Source organism: Herbaspirillum sp. C7C2 (assembly GCF_022627865.1).
In the GTDB taxonomy this organism is placed as follows: domain Bacteria; phylum Pseudomonadota; class Gammaproteobacteria; order Burkholderiales; family Burkholderiaceae_D; genus Herbaspirillum; species Herbaspirillum frisingense.
Genome location: NZ_JABXGI010000008.1, coordinates 43,837 through 63,688, shown reverse-complemented (window position 1 = coordinate 63,688; position 19,852 = coordinate 43,837). Strand labels below are relative to the sequence as shown.

The 19,852-nt window shown below is 59.8% G+C and carries 22 protein-coding genes; 9 read left to right on the top strand and 13 right to left on the bottom strand.

All coding sequences use genetic code 11. The features are described from left to right. Nucleotides 1-95: 95 nt before the first annotated feature. A complete protein-coding gene (gene fliE, locus HWE04_RS13045) occupies nucleotides 96-452 on the top strand; it encodes a flagellar hook-basal body complex protein FliE (protein ID WP_006462655.1) in 357 nt (118 codons plus the stop codon). 152 nt (nucleotides 453-604) lie between these two features. Here fliE and HWE04_RS13040 read toward each other — a convergent pair whose 3' ends face one another. From HWE04_RS13040 to lexA, 10 genes are all read right to left on the bottom strand, one after another. Next, the gene (locus HWE04_RS13040; RefSeq protein ID WP_006462654.1) at nucleotides 605-1,360 is read right to left on the bottom strand and encodes a flagellar brake protein; all 756 of its coding nucleotides are present in this window, start codon (nucleotides 1,358-1,360) and stop codon (nucleotides 605-607) included. Nucleotides 1,361-1,396: 36 nt separating this feature from the next. Further along, nucleotides 1,397-1,741 carry an EscU/YscU/HrcU family type III secretion system export apparatus switch protein gene (locus HWE04_RS13035; protein WP_077237054.1) on the bottom strand — a complete coding sequence of 115 codons (345 nt, stop codon included), beginning with the start codon at nucleotides 1,739-1,741 and terminating at the stop codon, nucleotides 1,397-1,399. Beyond that, nucleotides 1,728-2,912: a flagellar hook-length control protein FliK gene (fliK, locus tag HWE04_RS13030; protein ID WP_241812703.1), complete on the bottom strand. Its 1,185-nt coding sequence runs from the start codon at nucleotides 2,910-2,912 to the stop codon at nucleotides 1,728-1,730. Before fliK ends, HWE04_RS13035 begins: the two co-directional genes overlap by 14 nt. A 2-nt stretch (nucleotides 2,913-2,914) precedes the next feature. Continuing rightward, nucleotides 2,915-3,244 (bottom strand): flagellar protein FliT, encoded by a 330-nt coding sequence (locus HWE04_RS13025; protein WP_077237056.1) that lies wholly within the window; start codon nucleotides 3,242-3,244, stop codon nucleotides 2,915-2,917. Nucleotides 3,245-3,249: 5 nt separating this feature from the next. Continuing rightward, nucleotides 3,250-3,708, bottom strand: coding sequence for a flagellar export chaperone FliS (gene fliS / locus HWE04_RS13020; protein ID WP_077237057.1), 459 nt, complete (start codon nucleotides 3,706-3,708; stop codon nucleotides 3,250-3,252). A 29-nt stretch (nucleotides 3,709-3,737) separates the two neighbouring features. Beyond that, entirely contained in the window at nucleotides 3,738-5,807 is a 2,070-nt protein-coding gene (gene fliD, locus HWE04_RS13015; RefSeq protein WP_241812651.1) for a flagellar filament capping protein FliD, read from the bottom strand. Between the two features lie 229 nt (nucleotides 5,808-6,036). Then, nucleotides 6,037-6,396 (bottom strand): flagellar protein FlaG, encoded by a 360-nt coding sequence (locus HWE04_RS13010; protein WP_039874823.1) that lies wholly within the window; start codon nucleotides 6,394-6,396, stop codon nucleotides 6,037-6,039. Between the two features lie 78 nt (nucleotides 6,397-6,474). Beyond that, nucleotides 6,475-7,563 carry a flagellin N-terminal helical domain-containing protein gene (locus HWE04_RS13005; protein ID WP_006462648.1) on the bottom strand — a complete coding sequence of 363 codons (1,089 nt, stop codon included), beginning with the start codon at nucleotides 7,561-7,563 and terminating at the stop codon, nucleotides 6,475-6,477. Nucleotides 7,564-7,888: 325 nt separating this feature from the next. Beyond that, the gene (locus HWE04_RS13000) at nucleotides 7,889-9,862 is read right to left on the bottom strand and encodes a tetratricopeptide repeat protein (protein ID WP_241812650.1); all 1,974 of its coding nucleotides are present in this window, start codon (nucleotides 9,860-9,862) and stop codon (nucleotides 7,889-7,891) included. Nucleotides 9,863-10,062: 200 nt separating this feature from the next. After that, nucleotides 10,063-10,722 (bottom strand): transcriptional repressor LexA, encoded by a 660-nt coding sequence (gene lexA / locus HWE04_RS12995; protein WP_077237061.1) that lies wholly within the window; start codon nucleotides 10,720-10,722, stop codon nucleotides 10,063-10,065. Between the two features lie 317 nt (nucleotides 10,723-11,039). On the opposite strand from lexA, the gene rpsF reads away from it, so the two are divergent. The 7 genes from rpsF to HWE04_RS12960 all read left to right on the top strand — a co-directional run bounded on the left by rpsF (nucleotide 11,040) and on the right by HWE04_RS12960 (nucleotide 16,100). Further along, entirely contained in the window at nucleotides 11,040-11,405 is a 366-nt protein-coding gene (gene rpsF / locus HWE04_RS12990) for a 30S ribosomal protein S6 (protein ID WP_006462645.1), read from the top strand. A gap of 24 nt (nucleotides 11,406-11,429) precedes the next feature. Continuing rightward, complete coding sequence (priB, locus tag HWE04_RS12985; RefSeq protein WP_006462644.1) at nucleotides 11,430-11,732, top strand: primosomal replication protein N; 303 nt, start codon at nucleotides 11,430-11,432, stop codon at nucleotides 11,730-11,732. Between the two features lie 54 nt (nucleotides 11,733-11,786). Beyond that, entirely contained in the window at nucleotides 11,787-12,071 is a 285-nt protein-coding gene (rpsR, locus tag HWE04_RS12980) for a 30S ribosomal protein S18 (protein ID WP_006462643.1), read from the top strand. Between the two features lie 26 nt (nucleotides 12,072-12,097). Continuing rightward, nucleotides 12,098-12,550, top strand: coding sequence for a 50S ribosomal protein L9 (gene rplI, locus HWE04_RS12975; RefSeq protein ID WP_241812649.1), 453 nt, complete (start codon nucleotides 12,098-12,100; stop codon nucleotides 12,548-12,550). 205 nt (nucleotides 12,551-12,755) lie between these two features. Next, nucleotides 12,756-14,201: a replicative DNA helicase gene (locus HWE04_RS12970; protein ID WP_006462641.1), complete on the top strand. Its 1,446-nt coding sequence runs from the start codon at nucleotides 12,756-12,758 to the stop codon at nucleotides 14,199-14,201. Between the two features lie 204 nt (nucleotides 14,202-14,405). Then, entirely contained in the window at nucleotides 14,406-15,032 is a 627-nt protein-coding gene (locus HWE04_RS12965; protein ID WP_006462640.1) for a DUF47 domain-containing protein, read from the top strand. Between the two features lie 60 nt (nucleotides 15,033-15,092). Continuing rightward, nucleotides 15,093-16,100, top strand: a complete 1,008-nt coding sequence (locus tag HWE04_RS12960; protein ID WP_006462639.1) for an inorganic phosphate transporter — start codon at nucleotides 15,093-15,095, stop codon at nucleotides 16,098-16,100. A 99-nt stretch (nucleotides 16,101-16,199) separates the two neighbouring features. Here the strand turns inward: HWE04_RS12960 and HWE04_RS12955 are convergent, their stop codons facing one another. Then, entirely contained in the window at nucleotides 16,200-17,867 is a 1,668-nt protein-coding gene (locus HWE04_RS12955; RefSeq protein ID WP_446719229.1) for a PhoH family protein, read from the bottom strand. Between the two features lie 49 nt (nucleotides 17,868-17,916). Here HWE04_RS12955 and HWE04_RS12950 point away from each other — a divergent pair, with 49 nt between their 5' ends. Next, on the top strand, nucleotides 17,917-18,156 hold the full coding sequence (locus HWE04_RS12950) for a hypothetical protein (protein WP_241812647.1): 240 nt from the start codon (nucleotides 17,917-17,919) through the stop codon (nucleotides 18,154-18,156). Between the two features lie 132 nt (nucleotides 18,157-18,288). On the opposite strand, the gene HWE04_RS12945 is transcribed toward HWE04_RS12950, so the two are convergent. Together HWE04_RS12945 and HWE04_RS12940 are read right to left on the bottom strand one after the other, a co-directional pair. Continuing rightward, nucleotides 18,289-18,765 carry a peroxiredoxin gene (locus tag HWE04_RS12945; protein ID WP_006462636.1) on the bottom strand — a complete coding sequence of 159 codons (477 nt, stop codon included), beginning with the start codon at nucleotides 18,763-18,765 and terminating at the stop codon, nucleotides 18,289-18,291. A 70-nt stretch (nucleotides 18,766-18,835) separates the two neighbouring features. Then, complete coding sequence (locus tag HWE04_RS12940; RefSeq protein ID WP_241812646.1) at nucleotides 18,836-19,777, bottom strand: xylanase; 942 nt, start codon at nucleotides 19,775-19,777, stop codon at nucleotides 18,836-18,838. Nucleotides 19,778-19,852: the final 75 nt, after the last annotated feature.

The window sequence follows — 19,852 nt, the reverse complement described above, 5'->3', positions numbered from 1 at the left end:
TTTGTCAATGCAGCAGTGTTAAGGTGCTGCTGTAGATGGCAGGGGTGCGTGCTGCGCTCCCGTAAGGCCTGCAAGATGAACTCAAGGGGTGGGAAATGGCAATCGAAAGCGTGATTGATACCAGCAAGATCGAGGCGATGGTGGCCCAGTTGAAGGCCGCCGCGGCGCGGGCGCAGGGTGTGACCGACCCGGTCCAGAGCAGCCTGAAGGCGGAAAAGCCGGCGCAGCGCGTCGATTTCGCCGATGTGCTCAAGGGCGCGATCGATCAGGTCAACAGTTCCCAGCAGACGGCGGCCAAGATGTCGCAAGCCTTCGCCATGGGCGATGATAGTGTGAACCTTTCGGACGTGATGATTGCTTCACAGAAGGCAAGCATTTCTTTCCAGACAAGTATTCAGGTGCGCAACAAGCTGGTCTCGGCCTACCGCGACATCATGACCATGCAGTTGTGATCGATTCGCGCTGATGGTGCCACGGCGCAGCGACTACCGCACCGTGGCAATACGGTCTGCATGCAAAAACACCCCGAAACCGGTCGATCCGGTCTCGGGGTGTTCTGTTTTGTGCGGGGATGGCAGGAGGGGAGGGTTAGCCCCGCCCGTTCTTACATCATGCCGGATGCCTTGGCGTTCTGTTCCCGTTCCAGCTTGGTGATGAAGCGCTGGATCGCCGCCAGTACGGTGCGGGGAATGTCCACGAACTGGCAGCCGAAGCGGTTGACCACCTTGCCGTTGGTCATCTTGAATTCCTTGCAGTCGCGCACCTGCAGCTTTACCGAGACCAGGGTGTTGTCGCCCAGTTCCAGTTGGCAATCTTCATAGATCACGCCTGGTGTGGCGGGGAGGATCTTCTTTTCGTCCGTGATACCCACACCACCTGCGCTGATGTTGTTGAGCAGGGTGATCACCGTGGCGAAGGAGCCATCGGCCTGGGTGATGCGGAAGGTGCAGCGCAGCGGCTTGGCGATCGGCGTCGGGATACGGAAATACTCGCGACGTTGCAGGCGAACCAGGCTTTCCGGGATGTCGACCTTGAGGGCAGGGCGATTCTGGTATTCGATCTGGGTGGCGCCGTCGACGGCGAAGGTGATGCGGATGCTGTTGTACAGGGCTTCGAAATTGATGCGCTTGCTGGAAACGATGCTCTCATTGAGCATGGCGCTGGGCGCGGCATCGATGATCAGAGAATCATCATCGGCATCGACTTCGAGGATGGAGGTGATCACGGACTCGGAGCCACCCTTGATCAGCAGGCTCAGGAGCTGGTTCTTTTCCATCATGCTGGTCAGCAGGGCGATGATTTCCCGCCGTGAATGAACCCGGTAGGGACTGTCGTCGTCGATCTCGTCGTGATTAGCCATCTATCTGTGCGTCTTTTGCGTCTTGTGCGTCTGAAATCAGCGAGTGGGCTCGCTTTCCCCGGGGAAATTATTGGAATAATTTAACCCAGTATCATACATCACAGACTCACTTAATTGCATATTTTCAATACGATATAGCCACGCAAGCAGTTCGGCCACGGTGCGGTAGAGGACGGGGGGGATTTGCTGGTCGAGTTCGACCTGCATCAGCAGGGAAACCAGTTCCTTCGATTCGTGCACGTAGACGCCACTTTCCTTGGCCCGCGCGATGATGGCTTCGGCCACCAGGCCACGGCCCTTGGCCACGACCTGGGGCGCCCCCTGGCTGGCATTGTAGGCCAGCGCGACGGCGTTTTGCAGCGGGATATTAGGTTTCTCCATCGGCTTGCTTGACGGTGAGGGAGTCGAGGGAGGTGCCTGCGGCTGCCATGGCATTGGCAAACAGGCCGCTATGACCACGCAGGGCGGCCGCGGCAGCTTCGTTGTCGGCCTTGACCTGTACGTGGATCTGCTGTCCGATCAGGCGGATCGAGGCGGAAACGCTGCCCAGCTGGGCGAAGTTGAAGCGCACGACGCTGTGCCAGGTCGGGGCCGAGGCGTCGTCGTCGCGTCCGCCAGGGGCGGACTGGTCATGTTCCTGGCCGATTTCCCATTCCATCTGCTGCCCCGGCCAGACTTGCCCATGCCAGACGACCCGTTGCTGCTCCAGGGCGTTGAGTTGCAGGTTGATCAACTGTCCGAGTTGGTTCTGGGCGGGATCACTCTGGCTCAGCAGATTGATGTCGCCGCCTTTCTGGGCAGCCACCTGGGCCTGCGGTTCCTTCATCAGTTCTTCGGCGGGACGCTGGCCGGCGGCCCATGCCGAGACGTGGGATTCGTAGAAAACGCCGCTGTAGGCGATGGCGTCCTTGAGGGCGCCTGCCATCTGTTCAGTGGGGACATTGGGCTTGGTCAGCAGCGGGGCAGCTGCACTGACGTGATCGGCCATGTCGCCTTGCTGGGAAGCCTGCAGCAGGCTGCCGATGAGGCGGCCGGCATTGCTGAGCGTGGTCGTGGTGCTGGAGGGGGTGCCTGAATCGCCCTGGCCGGGGCCCTTGGCACGGGCATCTACGGGGACTTCCTCGTTCTGCCCGATCTGGCCGGCGCCGCTCTCGTCGCGGGTGACGAACTGCAAGGACTTCAGGTCCTTCTGCATGGCGCGGCCGGCATTGCTCAGCGCCACCGAGGCACTGTCTTCGTCGGAGCGGATACTGCCTTCGTTGACCGAGAACGTGGGACGAGGGTCCTTCGAGACCAGGGTGAGGATCAGCGAATCGCCGACCTTGGCGTTGTTGGGCAATACCATGCGCGCGGCCGTATTGGCAATGCGCACCAGGAAAGTGCCGTCGCTGAAGTTGGAGAGGATGCGGCCAGACATCTGCTGGCCGATGGCAATCTGGGCCAGGCGGCTGAAGGCCTCCTGGCGGGTATCGGCAACCGAGACAACGGCGGTAGCCGCGTCAACTGCATGGACAGGCTGGACGGCGCTGGCGATATCGGCCCGCGGCAGCATGTTCAACTACCCATGCCGTAGGTATTGAGCAGCTTCTGTTCGGTCTGGTTGCTTTGGATGAGCGCCGACAGTTTGCGCAATCCCGGTTCGGTCAGGTTGCGGATGTGGCGATCGTCTTCGAGGATCTTCTTGATGATATCAACCTTGCGGTTGCGCAAGGCTTCAGGCAGGGCAACATGGTCCTCGCAATTGCGCAGGTTGGCGATGTGCTTGCCGCATTGCGCTTCCAGCCCGGCCAGCAGGTCCCAGTCTGCTGCCCGCGCGGCAGCCAGCATTTCGTCAGTCAATTGCGAAATCGACTCGTAAATGGCGATGACTTCGTCACCGTTCATATCAGTCAGGCCTTTGCGAAGCTGGGTTGGGAATGATCCTGGACAACTGCCATTTGCGGTGCGGACTGCACGGCGTTGGGGCCAATCTGTTCCCATGCCGAACGGATGTCATTGAGCAAACCGTGGATCTCATCGAGGATGGCAGGATTGTTGGTGGCATTGGCTTCGAACAGGCGTCGGCTCATGTACTCGTACAGCGAATCCAGGTTCAACGCCAGTTCGCCGCCGACTTCCTTGTTGAGGCTGGCACGCAGACCGTTGTCGACGATCAGGATGGCCTTGGTGATGGATTCACCCTTGTCCTTGATATTGCCTTCGCCCATGTGCTTCTTGCCCAGCGCAATGGCAACCAGTGCGCCATCGAAGAGCATGGTGATGAGCTTGTGCGGGCTGGCGGCGACCACGCCGGTTTCCACCCCGATATTGGCGTAGGCGTTGGCCCCGCGTTTCATGCTTCCGAACATGACGTTCTCCTATGTTCGCGGACTCAGACTCAACTGCTCTTGGCCAGACTGGCCAGTTGCTGGGTCAGGTAGCTTTGCGTGGATTGCATGCTGGCCAGCGTGATGTTGAGCTGGTTGAACTGATTGGTGTAGGCATCTTTCATGTTGGACAAACGGGTCTGCACTGCGGTCTGGCGATCCTGGTTGATCTTCAGGCTGGCCTGCAGGCCGTTGGTCTTGGTGGCGATGATGCCGGTGTCACTCAACAGGTTCGTCATCAGCGTCGTCAACTTGGTGACGATACCATTTTTGGAGGACGTGGTGTTGGTCGTATCCGGGTCGGTGCCGGCAAACAGGTTGGCGATGCCGGCAAAATTGTTGGTGGCCGCGGTCGACAATTTGGTGGCGTCCAGTGCCAGCGTGCCGTCCTTCTGGAACCCGATGCCGATGTCGGAAAGCGTGTTGATGCCATTGCCACCGTCCACCGTGGAGAACAGGGTGTTGCGCAACTGGGTCATGATGGTCTGAACGGACGACTCGCTGGCCAGGGGGGCCGAGGTATTGGCCTGGCCCAGCGTGGTCGAAGGCGTCTGTGCGGTCATGCTGGCGATCGCCTTGGCCAGGGTATTGTAGGCGGAGACGAAAGTGTTGGCCGCACTGGTCAGGCCGGTGGTGTCGTTGCTGATGTTGAGCGTGAAATCGTCTGCCGAGGTGGTGACCTTGGAGAGATTCAGGGTTACACCCGAAATCACGTTTTCTACCTTGTTGCTGGGACTGGTGACAGTCACGCCGTCGATGGACAGCTTGGCGTCCTGCGCCTTGAGCAACTGTCCCATGCCGCTGGCGCTGAGACCCGAATAATCACCACTGCCCGCGAGGGAAATGGCAGCCGTGGCGTTCGCGGCGTTCGGCGTCAGTACCAGGCGGCTATTGGTGCCGTCGTTGGTGATGGAGGCGGTCACGCCGGCACCCGCACCATTGATGGCGGTCATGACCTGGGTCAGGTCGATGTCGCCACTGCCATTGGCCGTCGGGTTGATGGCGATGGTGCTGTCCCCCACTTTCAGGTTCAGCGTACCAGTGGTATAGAGCTGGCTATTGCTGACATTGGGGGTAGTGACCGTACCGCTCGGATCCGAATTGAATACGGCAAAGTCCGCTGTGCCGGTGACCTTGATGGTATTGGTGGCGCCGCTGTCCTTGGCGGTGAGCACCAGGTGGTCGTTAGTGCCGTCGCTGACGATGGTGGCGTTCACGCCGGCATCGCTGCTGTTGATGGCATCGCGAATGCCGGCCAGACTATTGGTGGACGGCTTGATGATGGTCGTCGAGCCGGTGCCGGTCTTGATGGCCAGCAGACCATTTTCAAACGTGCTGCCCGGGGTGATGCTGGCCGAGCTGAGCTTGGCGGTCTGCGCCAATTGCGTCACGCCAACCGAATAGGTGCCCGAGGCAGCCTTGGTCGCATCGCGCGGCGCCTGGATCTGGGTGGTGGTGCTGGGCGTCGAGCTCGATGGATCGTAGGCGAAGCGGGACAGGCTGTTGTTGGCAGTGACCTTGATGGTATTGGCAGTGCCGCCGGTATTCGACTCCAGCACCAGGTGATCGCCGCTGCCATCGGTGACGATGGAGGCAGTAACGCCAGCCTTGGAGGCATTGATGGCGTCGCGAACGCCTGCCAGGGTGGAGTTGGCCTTGAGCGTGATAAAGGTGGGCGAGTTGGTGCCGATCTTGATCGCCAGCGAGTCGCCAGCACTGAAGGTGGTGCCGCTGGTGACGCCCTCGGATTTGATCTTCTGCGCCAGGATCTTGGTCGAATCGTCGCTATTGACGTCGGCGGTGAACGGATCGGTGGTCAGGTTGCTACCGGTGCCGGCATTGCTGACGCTGCTTTTCTGGGAGCTGAAGCTGGCTGCACTGAGCCCCTTGATGGCCGACTGATAGGTCGACAGCGCGCTCTTGAGGCTGCCGTACGCCGAGATCAGGGTGTTGTAGCTGCTGGCCTGGGTGGTCAGCGGAGTCAGTTGAGACTGGCTCTCCGCCGAGATCAGCTGGCTGACCAGGGTCGCAACGTCAAGTGGGCCTGCCGAGGTGGAGATAGTGCCGGTGGAAGTGGCCATGGTTCAACTCCTGAATCTTTGCGTAAGCACAGCGCTTTAAGGGGGAGCTGCGCGCGCGGTCAACAGGAGAGTGGCTCTCAAGTACGGCGTCGGTGCAGGAGGGACGCTGTGCGGGTGTTATGCGAATCCATTATGAACTGGGGTAGCCGAACCCGTCATGCGCCATGAAGGATCATGGGCGCACGCGGTCTTTCGAGCCACTGCAGTTCGTACCAGACTCAAGTTCAAATCAGACCTTGTGGTTGATCAACAGGCCTTGCATCTTGTCGATGGACTTGGCGATGGAGATCGCTTCTTCGCTGGGAATCTGGCGGATCACGGTGTCGGTCGCGGTATCCACGACTTTGACGATGGTGCGGCCGGTCTCTTCGTCCTTGGAGAAGTTCAGTGCCGAGGCGCTGGTCTTGGCGAAGTCGTTGAGTTTGCCGACGGCATCGTTGACATCGCTTTCCGTCGCGCGACGTGCTTCCGAAGTCGCTGCCGGGGCAACGGTCGATACCACGGGATCGGGCTTGACAGCGCTTTGCGGCAAGGCATACGCCGTACCGGAATCGCCAGCAGCTGTGATATTAAGTGGGGCAATCGACATGTTACTACTCCCTTCCTTAAAGGAACGTGCGGAGAATAAGGCCTATCCTCCGCACGTCATCCTACCTAGCTATCAGGCTTATTTCAACAGCGACAGGACTTGCTGCGGTGCCGAGTTGGCCTGCGACAGCATCGCGTTACCAGCCTGTTGCAGGATCTGCGCACGGGTCAGGTTGGCAGTTTCTGCAGCGTAGTCGGTATCCATGATACGGCTACGGGACGAGGTGATGTTCTCGCTCGACACTTGCAGGTTGCTGATGACGGCGCTGAAGCGGTTCTGAACGGCACCGAATTCTGCACGCTTGGACGAGATCAGGCTGATGGCCTTGTCCAGGTTGGTGATTGCCTTCTGTGCATCGCTTTGTGCGGACGGAGCAGCAACAGCCTTGTCCAGGGCCAGCTTGGCGCTGTCCACGGCCTTCTGCAGGGTCACTGCCGAAGAAGCCAGGGCGCTGGCGGTCAGGGTCGAGCCGGTAGCGAACAGGTTGTCCAGCTTGGCCTTGGCCGAGGTGTAGGTGGTTTGGGCAGTGCTCACACCGGAGGTGTCGCCCAGACCGATCAGACCCTTGGCGCTGGTGCCGATGACGTCGGCCATGGTCTTGTTGTTCGACAGGTCATCCAGGGTGATGGTGATCTGGTCGTTCAGCTTGTTGTCCTGGACGTTGGCGCCGACCTGGAACGACAGGGTCAGGGAAGCCGAAACGTTGGCCGAGCTGGAGCCCACGCCAGCCGATGCACCTTGGCCGGAGCCGGTGAACAGGTTCTGGCCGTTGAAGCTGGTGCCGTTGAGCACGCGGAACACTTCTTCCGACAGCTGCTTGTATTCGTCGTTCAGGGTCTTGCGGTCTTGCGCGCTGTTGGTGCCGTTCGAAGCTTGAACAGCCAGTTCACGCATACGTTGCAGGTTGTCGGTCACGGTGGACAGAGCGCCTTCAGCGGTCTGGGCCATCGAGATGCCGTCGTTGGCGTTACGTTGCGCAACTGCCAGACCCTTGATCTGGGAGTTCATGCGGTCGGCGATGGCCAGGCCGGCGGCGTCGTCCTTTGCGCTGTTGACGCGCAGACCGGAGGACAGGCGTTGGATCGAGGTGTTGAGCGACGCCTGCGACGAATTCAGATTGCGTTGCGTGTTCAGCGACGCAATGTTGGTATTGATGACTGATGCCATGTTAATTCTCCTAAGATTTGAGACCGATGATCCGAGTTTCAGTGCTTAACTTTGGTCTTCTACCCATGAGCCCCAGGCGTTTCAACCTCTGTTGATTGCTTTATCGGGCAGTCTTGGAAAAAGTTTAGGGCTTTCGCGAAAAAAATCTCTTTCAAGGCTTTCCGAACTAAAACTGCGTGCTTTGAAACTGCAAGCAAATCCTTTTTCGACGCCGATCGAGAAAACTTTAGGGAAATCTTTGTTGAAACCAAGAAATTTTCGCTCCATTGGAAAAGCCGCTCGGTGCAAGCGGCTTTTTCGGCAGGAGTGAGGGAGGGCCAGAGTCCTATTGCTGCGCCTTTTCTTGTTGCAATCTGATCAACTCTTCGGCGATGCGCTTCATCACGGAGTCCCAGTCGCTGAAGGCAGGCTGGCGGAACAGACGCATGCTCGGATACCAGGGCGAATCGTCGCGGTTCTGCAGCCAGCGCCAGTCGGGGATGTGCGGGAGCAGTACCCAGGTGGGGTGGCCCATGGCGCCGGCCAGGTGCACCACCGAGGTATCCACGCTGATGACCAGGTCCAGGTTGTGGATCGCTGCGGCGGTATCGGCAAAGTCTGCGCATTGGTCACCCAGATTGTGGGCTGACCGGTCGGCGGGCAGATTCTTCAGGTCTTCCAGGGGCTTGCCCTTTTGCAGGGAGTAGAACTCGATCTTCGGGAGTCCGAACAATTGCTTGAAGGTGTCAAGGGGGATCGAACGGTGCCGATCATTGCCGTGCTCCGGATTGCCGCCCCACACCACACCGACACGTAGATGTTGTTCCGATGTTGTTATTGTGGCAATTTTCTGGCGCCATTCTTCTGCCAGCAAGGGGTCGGCTGCCAGATAGCTGGGGAAGGAGGGGATGTCTTCCACGGTATCGGTGCCCAGCGCATAGGGCAGGCTCATCATCACGTAGGCGCAGTCGCAGGGTGGCAGCGGGTCGCTTTCCCGGATCAGGGTGACTTCTGGTGTGAACGACTGGAACAGCCGATACAGCGGATTCTTCACGTGCACCGCCACCCGGGCGCCACGGTCCATGACCATGCGTGCATAGCGCAGAAACTGGATGCTGTCGCCAAAGCCCTGTTCATGCATCAGGAGTATGAATTTGCCTTCCAGCGAACTCTTGCCATCCCATTTGGGAATGATCTCGAACAGTTTGTGGATGAGCTTGTAGACGTAGGCGCGCTCGCGGGTTTCCAGGCGACTCTCGTGACATTCCCAGCCTTCCTTGAGGTCGCCGTGCAACAGCAGGCTCAGGGCCAGGTTGTGCTTGGCGGTGGAATAGTTGGGACGCAATTCGAGCGCCTTGCGGAAGATCTCCACCGCCTCATGGGTGTCGCCATGGTCGTGCTTGATGGCGCCGATGTTGTTGTAGATGAGGGCTTGCTTGGGATTCAGTTCCAACGCCTTGTTGAACATGCGCATGGCATCGTCGAAGCGATCTTCGGCGGAAAAGTAGCTGGCACCCAGCTTGAGATAGCTGTTGGAGTCTTTGGGGGCGATGTCGATAACGCGCAGCAGGTGTTCGTGGGCTTCGGTGACCTTGTTCAGTTTCAGGTAGGTATCGGCAATCTTGTTGTGCGCGTAGGTATCTTCCGGGTCCAAAAGGATTGCTGTCTTATGGGACTCCAGGGCTTCCTTGTACATCTCCATGGCATGGAAGGCTTCGCCCAGGGCGGTGTGCGAAGGGGCGAAGTTGATCTGCAGTTCCAGTGACTTGAGGATGGTTGCGACCGCCTCGTCATAGCGCTTCGCTTCCACCAGTGCCCGCCCCAGATGGGAGAGCGGGCCAGGGGCCTCTGGCTCGCGCTTGACCGCATCCTCGAAGTAGGCGATCGAGGCGTCCGGGTCGTTCTTTTCATGCAGGGCATTGGCCAGGCCGACGCGGGCCGTCCGGCTTTCCTTGTCGACTTCGATGGCGCGCTCATAGATCCTGATGGCTTCATCGATGCGATCCTGTGCCAGGAGTGCGGCTGCCAGGTTGCTCAGGTACTCGGCATTCTCCGGATCAGCCGCGATGGCCTTGCGAAGATAGTGTTCGGCATCGGCGTGCAGGCCCTCCTGCATGGCGATGAGTCCCCGTGCATGGTTGGCGAAAACCAGGGTGGGAGCGCGCCCCAGCACGGCAGTACACAGGGCCTTTGCTTCATCGACCTTGCGATTATCCAGAAGATCCAGGCATTTGCGGACATCCAGCAGGTCTTGCAGATGGGACTTGGTGGCGGCCTGGGCCTGGTTACCGTGCTTGTTGCTGCTCTTGCGCGTCGACATCGAAAGGGATCCTCTTGGTTGGGCGCATGCTTTGCGCCGGACATAGCTGTCCAGCAGAAATAATATGCGCAAGGACCGGATGCCGAAGAGGCGAATAGAAAGCAAAAAACCTTCGTTTTAGACGAAGGTTCCTTGGGAGGGGGATCGGCGCGGTGGTGGGCGCCGATGCATCGGGAGCGGCGGGCTTGCTCCCTGCGGGCTCAATGCCAGCTGCGCAACAACCCGACGGCAAGCCCTTCAAGAGCAAACTGGTCGGCGTCCGGCTTGACGATGATGGGTTCGAATTCCGGATTCTCCGGGAAGAGCGTGATGACCGAGCCGGTCTTCTGGTAGCGCTTGACGGTGACCTCGTCGGCCAGTCGCGCCACCACGATCTGCCCGTTGCGCGCCTGGTCGGTCTTACGGACCGCCAGCAGATCGCCATCGAGAATGCCGGCGTCACGCATGGACATGCCGCGCACCTTCAACAGGTAATCCGGTTTGCTGGGGAACATGGCCGGATCGACCTGGTAGGTCTTCTCGACATGCTCCTGCGCAAGGATGGGCGAGCCGGCAGCTACGCGACCGATCAGGGGCAGGCTCAACTGCATCAGGGCGGGGTGGGGCAGAGCCATCTGGCGGGCGATGCCGCCAGATGCGGGTGCGCCGGATTCACGCAGGCGGATGCCGCGCGAGGTGCCAGGGGATATTTCGATGGCGCCCTTGCGGGCCAGTGCCTGCAGATGCTCTTCAGCGGCATTGGCGGAGCGGAAGCCCAGCTCGGCAGCGATCTCGGCGCGCGTGGGAGGGAAGCCGGTGTTCTCGATGGCGTTCTTGATCAGGTTCAGGATCTGTTCCTGGCGCGCGGTCAGTTTGAGCATGGGGTAGGCCTTTCTCTGGGGGAAGGCTGTTTGGATGAACAGTCTGTATTTTTATACAGGTGCAATCCTTGTGTCAACGGCAACATGCACTTTCTGGTGCTGCAAGAACGGTTTTTCCTGTCTATATATAAATAGATGAAGGATCTTGTGCCGCATATCTGCCCGGTGCGATGGCTCCGCCTGTGTCCGCCTGACCTCGCCAGCGATAGTCGACATTGCTGTTATGCCAGAAACCTTGTATGATCTTGGGTTTTCCTCTTCCCACACCCGTCTTGACGCCGGGGTGGGCGTCTTCAATAAGTCCATAAGGAGTCTACATGCGTCATTATGAAATCGTATTTATCGTCCACCCGGACCAAAGCGAGCAAGTGCCGGCGATGATCGAGCGTTACAAGGGCATCGTCACCACCCGCGGCGGCAAGGTTCACCGTGTCGAAGATTGGGGTCGTCGTCAACTGGCCTACCAGATCCAGAAGCTGGCCAAGGCTCACTACGTCTGCCTGAACATCGAAGTCGACAGCGAAACGCTGGCCGAGATCGAAACCGGCTTCAAGTTCAACGACGCCGTCCTGCGCCACCTGACCGTCAAGATGAAGAAGGCCGAAACCGGTCCTTCCCCCATCCTGAAGGCAGTGCAGAAGGAAGACGCGGCCAAGAGCCGTACCGAAGCACCGGCAGCCTGATTACGCTGCGATTCATAGCGGAGAGTGAACCAGCTTCAAGTCATCGCCAGTCTGGCCGAACGTGATGTATTGCGTTATACGCCGGCCGGTATTCCGATCGTGACTGCCAGGTTGCAGCATCAGTCGGAGCAGATGGAAGCTGGCATGCGTCGCCAGGTCGAATTCGAGATCGCGGCGATGGCAGCAGGAGAAATCTCCGGTGCGCTCAACAAGGCTGCGCTGGGAGAAGTCTTCCGCTTCACCGGCTTTCTGGCCCGCAGGAATCGCAACAGCAAGAGCGTCGTGTTTCATATCGTTGATTTTGGCGCTGTCCCGTCGGAAGACTGACGAGAGACTGCGCTAAAAAGACCTTACCCAATTTTTAGATACAGGAGCCAAATCATGGCATTCGGTAAAAAGTTCGATAAAAGCAAGCTGAAAAACAAGCGTCAACAGCAAAACCCGCTGTTCAAGCGCAAGAAATTCTGCCGTTTCACCGCCGCTGGCGTTGAACAGGTCGATTACAAGGACGTGGACACCCTGAAGGACTTCGTCCAGGAAAACGGCAAGATCATGCCGGCACGCCTGACCGGTACCAAGGCCCACTACCAGCGTCAAGTTGACACCGCCATCAAGCGCGCGCGTTATCTGGCCCTGCTGCCGTACACCGATCTGCACAACGCGTAATCTGCGCCGAGAAATAGGAGAAAAACATGCAAGTCATTCTGTTGGAAAAAATCGTTAATCTCGGCGGTCTGGGTGATGTCGTGCGCGTCAAGGACGGTTTCGCACGTAACTTCCTGATCCCACAACGCAAGGCCCGTCGTGCTACCGACGCTGCCATCGCCGAATTCGAAGCCAAGCGTGCCGATCTGGAAAAGGCCGCTGCCGAGAAGCTGGCTGCTGCTCAAGCCCAAGGCGAAAAGCTGACTGGTGCCACCGTGGAAGTGTCGCAGAAGGCCGGCGTTGACGGTCGTCTGTTCGGTTCCGTGACCAACTTCGACATCGCTGAAGCCCTGGGCAAGAAGGGTTTTGCCGTGGAAAAGTCGCAAGTGCGTCTGCCCAACGGCCCGCTGAAGATCGTTGGCGAACACCCTGTGTCGGTTGCTCTGCACACCGACGTGGTGGTCGACGTCACCATCGCTGTGAAGGGCGAGCAAGCGTAATACGCCTGTTTGCTGCAATTCGTTTTGCAATAGAAAAGCCGGGTTCGCCTGGCTTTTTTATTGTCATTTTGCTTCGGTTCTTCCTGCCGGGAAAGCATGTTGGCCTACCCTCCGTCGCGGATTGAACCTTGCATCTGTTCCTTGCCAGGGCCATGCGCTGCAAAAACGTCCACCTGAACCAACGGCTTCACATCAGCAGGTTATAATGCGCGCCATGAAAGAATCGTCCCGCGGCAATCCTGAATTTTTCCGCGGCCAGAAGGAGTCTTCCGATCCCCAGATCGATGCGCTCCGCGTGCCGCCACACTCCATCGAGGCCGAGCAATCGGTGCTGGGCGGCCTGCTGCTGGATAACGCAGCCTGGGACCGCATCGCCGATTTCGTCAGCGCGGAAGACTTCTACCGCTACGACCACCGCATCATCTTCGAGCACATCGTCAAGCTCATCAACAGCACCAAGCCGGCGGACGTGATCACGGTCTATGAGGCCATGTCCACCAGTGGCAAGGCCGAGGAAGTCGGTGGCCTGGTCTATCTGAACGCGCTGGCGCAGAACACGCCGTCGGCGGCCAATATCCGCCGCTACGCCGAAATCGTGCGTGACCGCGGCATCCTGCGCAAGCTGATCACGGTGGCCGACGAAATTTCCGGCAATGCCTTCAACCCGCAGGGCAAGGACGTCAAGTCCATGCTCGACGAGGCCGAATCCAAGATCTTCGCCATCGCCGAAGAGGGCTCGCGCGGCTCGCAGGGCTTCATGGAAATCCAGCCGCTGCTGACCCAGGTGGTGGAACGTATCGACGAACTCTACAACCGCGACAACACCAGCGACATCACCGGTGTACCCACCGGCTTCATGGACCTGGACAAGATGACCTCCGGCCTGCAGCCGGGCGACCTGATCATCGTCGCCGGTCGTCCTTCCATGGGTAAGACGGCGTTCTCGATCAACATCGGCGAACACGTGGCGATCGAATCCGGCTTGCCGGTGGCGGTGTTTTCCATGGAAATGGGCGGCGCCCAGCTGGCCATGCGTATGCTGGGCTCGGTCGGTCGTCTGGACCAGCACCGCCTGCGTACCGGTCGCCTGCTGGACGAGGACTGGCCGCGCCTGACGCACGCCATCCAGAAGATGAACGATGCCCAGTTCTACATCGACGAAACGCCGGCGCTGTCGCCCATCGAATTGCGCGCACGCTCGCGTCGCCTGGCGCGCCAGTGCGGCAAGCTGGGCCTGATCATCATCGACTACCTGCAGCTGATGTCGGGTAACGGTGGCAGTTCCTCGGAAAACCGCGCCTCCGAAATCTCGGAAATCTCGCGTAGCCTGAAGGGCCTGGCCAAGGAACTCAACTGCCCGGTGATTGCGCTGTCGCAGCTGAACCGCTCGCTGGAACAGCGTCCCAACAAGCGCCCGGTGATGTCTGACTTGCGCGAATCCGGCGCTATCGAGCAGGATGCCGACGTCATTTTGTTTATTTACCGGGATGAAGTTTACAATCCGGACTCGCCCGACAAGGGCACTGCGGAAATCATTATCGGCAAGCAGCGTAATGGCCCCATTGGCAGCATTCGCCTGTCTTTCCTGGGGATGTATACCAAGTACGACAACTATATCGGGAATCTGGCGCAGCCCTACGGCGGCGACTGAACGGTTGGGGTGGCGGGCAGTGATGGCCGTCACCGCACGAGGATCACGGGCGGCGCATGGCCGCTCGTGTCATGTAAGGCGGATGGCTCCCGAGGCCGTCCGTGCAGGACCGGCAGGGCGGGATTCCGGCTTCCAAGGGGGCAAGCCGCAGGCCGGTTCGAAACGGCGCCCGGTTCGGGCGCTAACCATTGATGAGAGAGAAAAATGTTTGGACGATTGATGCCGACGGAAGGCAAATTCTTTGACCTTTTCAATCAGCATGCAGAGCTGGCGGTCAAGTGTGCGAAGGAAATGGTGGCGCTGATGACCAATTTCGACGACCTCGAAATCCGTGTGCACGCCATTGAAGCCGTCGAGAAGGAGGCCGACAAGGTCACGCACAATGCCATCGAGTTGCTGCACAAGACCTTCATCACCCCGCTGGACCGCGATGACATCCACCAGCTGATCACCCGCATGGATGACATCCTGGACCTGCTGGAAGATGCCGCCCAGACCATCTCCCTGTACGACATCAAGGCCATCACGCCGGAAGCCAAGCGCCTGGCCGAGCTGTGCCTGTCCTGTGCGGAGAAAGTGCAATCGGCTGTGGGCCTGCTGTCGAACATGGACAATTCGCGCCAGATCCTGGCCATCTGCCAGGAAATCGACCGCCTGGAATCCGATGCCGACCACGTCATGCGCGCGGCCATGTCCAAGCTGTTCCGCGACGAGCCGGATGTGCGCACGCTCATCAAGCTCAAGGCCATCTACGAAATCCTGGAAACCGTCACCGATCGCTGCGAAGACGTGGCCAACATCATCGAAGGCATCATCGTCGAAAACGCCTGATCCCCGGCGTAGCGGCGATTCCTCCGGGGAACGCCGCTGGCTTCACACAACGGTTTCCCCATGCAAACAATCCAAATCAGCTTACATATCCTCGCGCTGTTGATCGTCCTGGCGCTGCTGTTCGACTTCATGAACGGCTTCCACGACGCCGCCAACGCGATTGCCACCGTGGTCTCCACCGGTGTGCTGCGCCCGCAGACGGCCGTGGCCATGGCGGCCTTCTTCAACCTGGCCGCGGTGTTCGTTTTCCACCAGTTGCACGTGGCGGCTTCGGTCGGCAAGGGCACCATCGAGCCGGCCATCGTCGACCAATACGTCATCTTCGGCGCCCTGATCGGCGCCATTTTCTGGAATCTGGTGACCTGGTACTACGGCATTCCGTCCTCCTCCTCGCATGCCCTAATCGGTGGCCTGGTCGGCGCGGCCGTGGCCAAGGCCGGTACCGGCGCCCTGATCTCGGCGGGCTTGCTCAAGACGATCCTCTTCATCGTCCTGTCACCCTTGCTGGGCCTGGTATTCGGCTCGTTGATGATGCTCATGGTGTCGTGGATATTCTTCCGCTCTACGCCGCGCAAGATCGATGGCTGGTTCCGGCGGCTGCAGTTGCTGTCGGCCTCCATGTATAGCCTGGGCCATGGCGGCAACGATGCGCAGAAGACCATCGGTATCATCTGGATGCTGTTGATCGCCTCGGGCTATTCCTCACCGGAAGCGCCGCCGATGTGGGTCATCATTTCCTGCTACTGCGCCATCAGCCTGGGTACCTTGTTCGGTGGCTGGCGCATCGTCAAGACCATGGGCCAGAAGATCACCAAGTTGAAGCCGGTCGGTGGCTTCTGTGCCGAAACCGGCGGCGCCATCACGCTGTTCATCGCAACCGCCCTGGGTATCCCGGTCTCCACCACCCACACCATCACCGGCGCCATCGTCGGCGTGGGCGCGGCACAGAAGATGTCGGCCGTGCGTTGGGGCGTGGCCAGCAACATCGTCTGGGCCTGGATCTTCACCATCCCGGCCTCGGCCTTCGTGGCGGCGATCGCCTGGTGGATCGGCGTGCACGTGCTGTAAGGCATCCTGGTTCGCGCCCGCGGCGGTTGTTGACGCGGGCGCCCAAAAGCAAAAAGCCACGTTACCGTGGCTTTTTGCTTTTCTGCGGAAGAAAACTGCTTACAGCACGTCGCTGGCGTGATCGGCCAGGCGGGAACGCTCGCCCCGTGCCAGAGTGACGTGGCCGCTGTGCGCCCAGCCCTTGAAGCGGTCGACCACATAGGTCAGGCCGCTGGAGCCTTCGGTCAGGTAGGGTGTGTCGATCTGGGCGATGTTACCCAGGCAGACGATCTTGGTGCCCGGACCCGCACGCGTGACCAGCGTCTTCATCTGTTTGGGCGTGAGGTTCTGCGCTTCATCGATGATCAAGAACTTGTTCACGAACGTACGGCCGCGCATGAAGTTCAGCGACTTGATCTTGATACGCGAGCGGATCAGGTCCTGGGTCGCTGCCCGGCCCCATTCGCCGGCGTCGCCGTCGGACTTGTTGAGCACTTCGAGGTTGTCGTCGAAGGCGCCCATCCAGGGGCCCATCTTTTCTTCCTCGGTCCCTGGCAGGAAACCGATGTCTTCGCCGACCGGCACCGTCACACGGGTGACGATGATTTCGTTGTAGAGCTTGGTTTCAAGCACCTGCGCCAGGCCAGAGGCCAGTGCCAGCAAGGTCTTGCCGGTACCGGCCTGGCCCAGCAGGGTGACGAAGTCGCATTCCGGGTTCATCAGCAGGTTCAGCGCGAAGTTCTGCTCGCGGTTGCGGGCGGTGATGCCCCAGACGCTGTTCTTGGCGTGGCCGAAGTCGCGCAGGGTCTGCAGTACCGCCGTCTTGCCGTTGATCTGCGACACCTGGCCATAGAAGGCCGGTTCGCCGTTCTTGGGCTCGATGAAGACGAACTGGTTGACCAGTAGCGACGGCACGTAGGGACCGGTGACGCGGTAGTAGGTATAGCTGCTGCCGTGGCGGCTCTCCTGCCACGACTCCATGCCCTTGCCGTGCTTGTTCCAGAAGTCGTCCGGCAGTTGCTGGATGCCCGAGTACAACAGGTCGGTATCTTCTAGCACGTGGTCGTTGAAGTAGTCTTCGGCGGGCAGGCCAATGGCACGCGCCTTCAGGCGCATGTTGATGTCCTTGGACACCAGCACCACCGGACGCTCCGGATACTGCTGGTCCAGCGCCCGGACCACGCCCAGGATCTGGTTGTCGGCCTTGCCCTCGGGCAGACCTTCCGGCAGGGCGGCATTCTGCAGCTTGGTCTGGAAGTACAGGCGGCCCTTGGCATCCTTGTTGCCCAGCTTGGAGAGCGGAATGCCCAGGTCGATGGCGTCCTCGGCGATGTCGGACACCAGCGCATCCAGCGAGCGCGAGATCTGGCGCGCATTGCGGGCGACTTCGGACATGCCCTTTTTGTGGTTGTCCAGCTCCTCCAGCGTCACCATGGGCAGGTAGATGTCGTGCTCCTCGAAGCGGAACAGCGAGGTCGGATCGTGCATCAGCACGTTGGTATCCAGCACGAACAGCTTGGACTTGCCCAGCTTGTCAGCCACGCGGCTGGTGGGCGACTTGGGACGGACTTCGGCGTTCTTGGGCGCGGCTTTCGGTTTTTCGGTGACAGCAGCGGTCTTGCCGGTGATGCGCGCACGGGGTGCTGCGACCTTGGCATCGGCGACGGCGGGAGCGGCTACGGCGACTTCTTGTGGTGCGACAGCGGGAGCGGACGTTTCAACGAGAGTGATGTTCGGTTTGACAGGCTTGTTGCGATCGGCCTTGGGATAGTCCTCGGGAGACAGCATCGAAGCTGGTTTGCTCGGCATTTTGGGCAGGGGCATCAGGACCTCGGAAGTGGATGAAGAAAACTCCGCTTTGTCAGAGCGAACAGGTGAAGCAGAACAGCGAACAGCAAAGAGAAGCAGGGTGAAGCTGCGGGCCGAGAAGTCTAATGAAACCCTTGCCGGGCAAGCTGGCAAACGGGTGGGCAAGGGCTTGATTAGAGGTGGCGGCAAATCGAAAAGTAAAAAAGCCGTTTCGGCAGGCCTGAGGCCTAAACCTGAAACGGCTTCCAGCAAACGTTTTTCTGTTTGAATTCAATGGCTTGTATCGTTTGACCGCATTTTTGTCGAACGCGTCGGAAACGCTTGCCAGACGGATCCTTCGCTGCCGGAACCAGCTGCCTTATGGGCAACACGACAGTCGCGGCAGCGAATATCGTTCAGTTCAGGCAAGGGTGTTGATGAAGGCCAGTACCTCATCCACGTGGGCAGGAACCTTCACTCCACGCCATTCTTTCACCACTTTACCTGCGCCGTCAATCACAAACGTGCTGCGCTCCACGCCGCGAACCTGCTTGCCATACATGTTTTTCATCTTCATGACATCGAACATGGTGCACAGGGTTTCATCGGGGTCGGAGATCAGCTCGAAAGGCATGCCCAGCTTGCCCTTGAAGTTTTCATGCGACTTCAGGCTGTCGCGGCTGATACCGAAGATTTCGGTGTTGGCGGCCAGGAATTGCGGGTGCAGGTCGCGGAACTGCATGCCCTCGGTGGTACAGCCCGGGGTATTGTCTTTGGGATAGAAATACAGCACCAGGTTCTTCCCCCGGTAATCGGCCAGGTTGAAGGTCTTGCCACTGGTCATGGCGGCCGAGAACTCCGGCACGGTCTTGTTCAGGATGGATGGTCGGTCTGTCAAAATGGCGCCCCGTAGGTGAAGTCTTGTTGGTGGAAGTGATGCCGGCCGGAAGCTTGATCTGTTGCCCGGATTACATGGCCTGAACGATCATCTCGCCCGAACGCCCGGGCAATTCGCCCCAGCTGATCGGCAGGATGGGCAGGACGTCGTTGCGGATACTGTCGTAGTAGTCACCCATGGAGACCAGTTCGTATCCCTGGGCGCGCCAGCCTGCCAGCAATCGTTCGAAAATGGGGGCGAGTTTCTGCCCTTCAAGTTCGGCGTGCAAGGTGAAGACGTGGTCACGCGGCTCCCTGGTCAACTGCAGCAGGAAATCGGCGGCGTTGCCCGCATCGATCAGCTTGCCGCCGATCTCGCGGCCCAGGATTTCGTCCAGCGTGGGCAGGGTGGTCGGCAATTGCACGCAGGACAGCGGCTTGCCGAATGCCGAGAGCCGATGCGGGCCGGCATCCTGGTCGGCCAGACGGCCATCCTCGCGCAGTTGCGAGCGACCGTCGGAGGAGTAGGCCATGCCGAACTGGTCCAGTTGCACGAAGGCATGGTCGTTCATCTGCCAGCCGGCGGCGCCGTGGGTACGCGGGGCCTCGCCGAAAATCTCGCGGTAACGGGCATGGGACTGGTGCATGGTCTCGACCGTCCATTGGGCATCGGCGGTACGCACATCGTCCTGCCAGACGCGGTGGTCCCAGGTGTGGATGCCGCATTCAAAGCCGGCATCACGCGCCTGGCGCATGAAGCCGGCGCAGGTCTTGCCGATGTCCGGTGCCGGCAGCAGGGTGCCGTACATCAGGGTCTTGATGCCATAGTGCTCCACCACCGAGGTGCGCGACACCTTGCTGAAGAAGCCCGGACGGAAAATCTGCTTGAGCGCCCAGCCGGTGTGGTCGGGGCCCAGCGAGAACAGGAAGGTGGCACCGGCGCTATGGCGGCGCAATTGCGCGATCAGGTTGGGGACGCCGACGCGGGTGCCGCGATAGGTGTCGGCGTCGATCTTGAGTGTGAGTTTGGGCAATTCGCTGAACCGGGAATGGGTAATGGCCGTGTCGCGCCATGGTGTGGGGCGGGCTCTGGAAGAAGACGCCAACGC

Bases quoted from the DNA above. Each gene is read 5' to 3' on its own strand.
- fliE (WP_006462655.1), top strand. From the start codon at position 96: ATGGCAATCGAAAGCGTGATTGATACCAGCAAGATCGAGGCGATGGTG.
- HWE04_RS13040 (WP_006462654.1), bottom strand. From the start codon at position 1,360: ATGGCTAATCACGACGAGATCGACGACGACAGTCCCTACCGGGTTCAT.
- HWE04_RS13035 (WP_077237054.1), bottom strand. From the start codon at position 1,741: ATGGAGAAACCTAATATCCCGCTGCAAAACGCCGTCGCGCTGGCCTAC.
- fliK (WP_241812703.1), bottom strand. From the start codon at position 2,912: ATGCTGCCGCGGGCCGATATCGCCAGCGCCGTCCAGCCTGTCCATGCA.
- HWE04_RS13025 (WP_077237056.1), bottom strand. From the start codon at position 3,244: ATGAACGGTGACGAAGTCATCGCCATTTACGAGTCGATTTCGCAATTG.
- fliS (WP_077237057.1), bottom strand. From the start codon at position 3,708: ATGTTCGGAAGCATGAAACGCGGGGCCAACGCCTACGCCAATATCGGG.
- fliD (WP_241812651.1), bottom strand. From the start codon at position 5,807: ATGGCCACTTCCACCGGCACTATCTCCACCTCGGCAGGCCCACTTGAC.
- HWE04_RS13010 (WP_039874823.1), bottom strand. From the start codon at position 6,396: ATGTCGATTGCCCCACTTAATATCACAGCTGCTGGCGATTCCGGTACG.
- HWE04_RS13005 (WP_006462648.1), bottom strand. From the start codon at position 7,563: ATGGCATCAGTCATCAATACCAACATTGCGTCGCTGAACACGCAACGC.
- HWE04_RS13000 (WP_241812650.1), bottom strand. From the start codon at position 9,862: ATGTCGACGCGCAAGAGCAGCAACAAGCACGGTAACCAGGCCCAGGCC.
- lexA (WP_077237061.1), bottom strand. From the start codon at position 10,722: ATGCTCAAACTGACCGCGCGCCAGGAACAGATCCTGAACCTGATCAAG.
- rpsF (WP_006462645.1), top strand. From the start codon at position 11,040: ATGCGTCATTATGAAATCGTATTTATCGTCCACCCGGACCAAAGCGAG.
- rpsR (WP_006462643.1), top strand. From the start codon at position 11,787: ATGGCATTCGGTAAAAAGTTCGATAAAAGCAAGCTGAAAAACAAGCGT.
- rplI (WP_241812649.1), top strand. From the start codon at position 12,098: ATGCAAGTCATTCTGTTGGAAAAAATCGTTAATCTCGGCGGTCTGGGT.
- HWE04_RS12970 (WP_006462641.1), top strand. From the start codon at position 12,756: ATGCGCGCCATGAAAGAATCGTCCCGCGGCAATCCTGAATTTTTCCGC.
- HWE04_RS12965 (WP_006462640.1), top strand. From the start codon at position 14,406: ATGTTTGGACGATTGATGCCGACGGAAGGCAAATTCTTTGACCTTTTC.
- HWE04_RS12960 (WP_006462639.1), top strand. From the start codon at position 15,093: ATGCAAACAATCCAAATCAGCTTACATATCCTCGCGCTGTTGATCGTC.
- HWE04_RS12955 (WP_446719229.1), bottom strand. From the start codon at position 17,867: ATGCTGTCTCCCGAGGACTATCCCAAGGCCGATCGCAACAAGCCTGTC.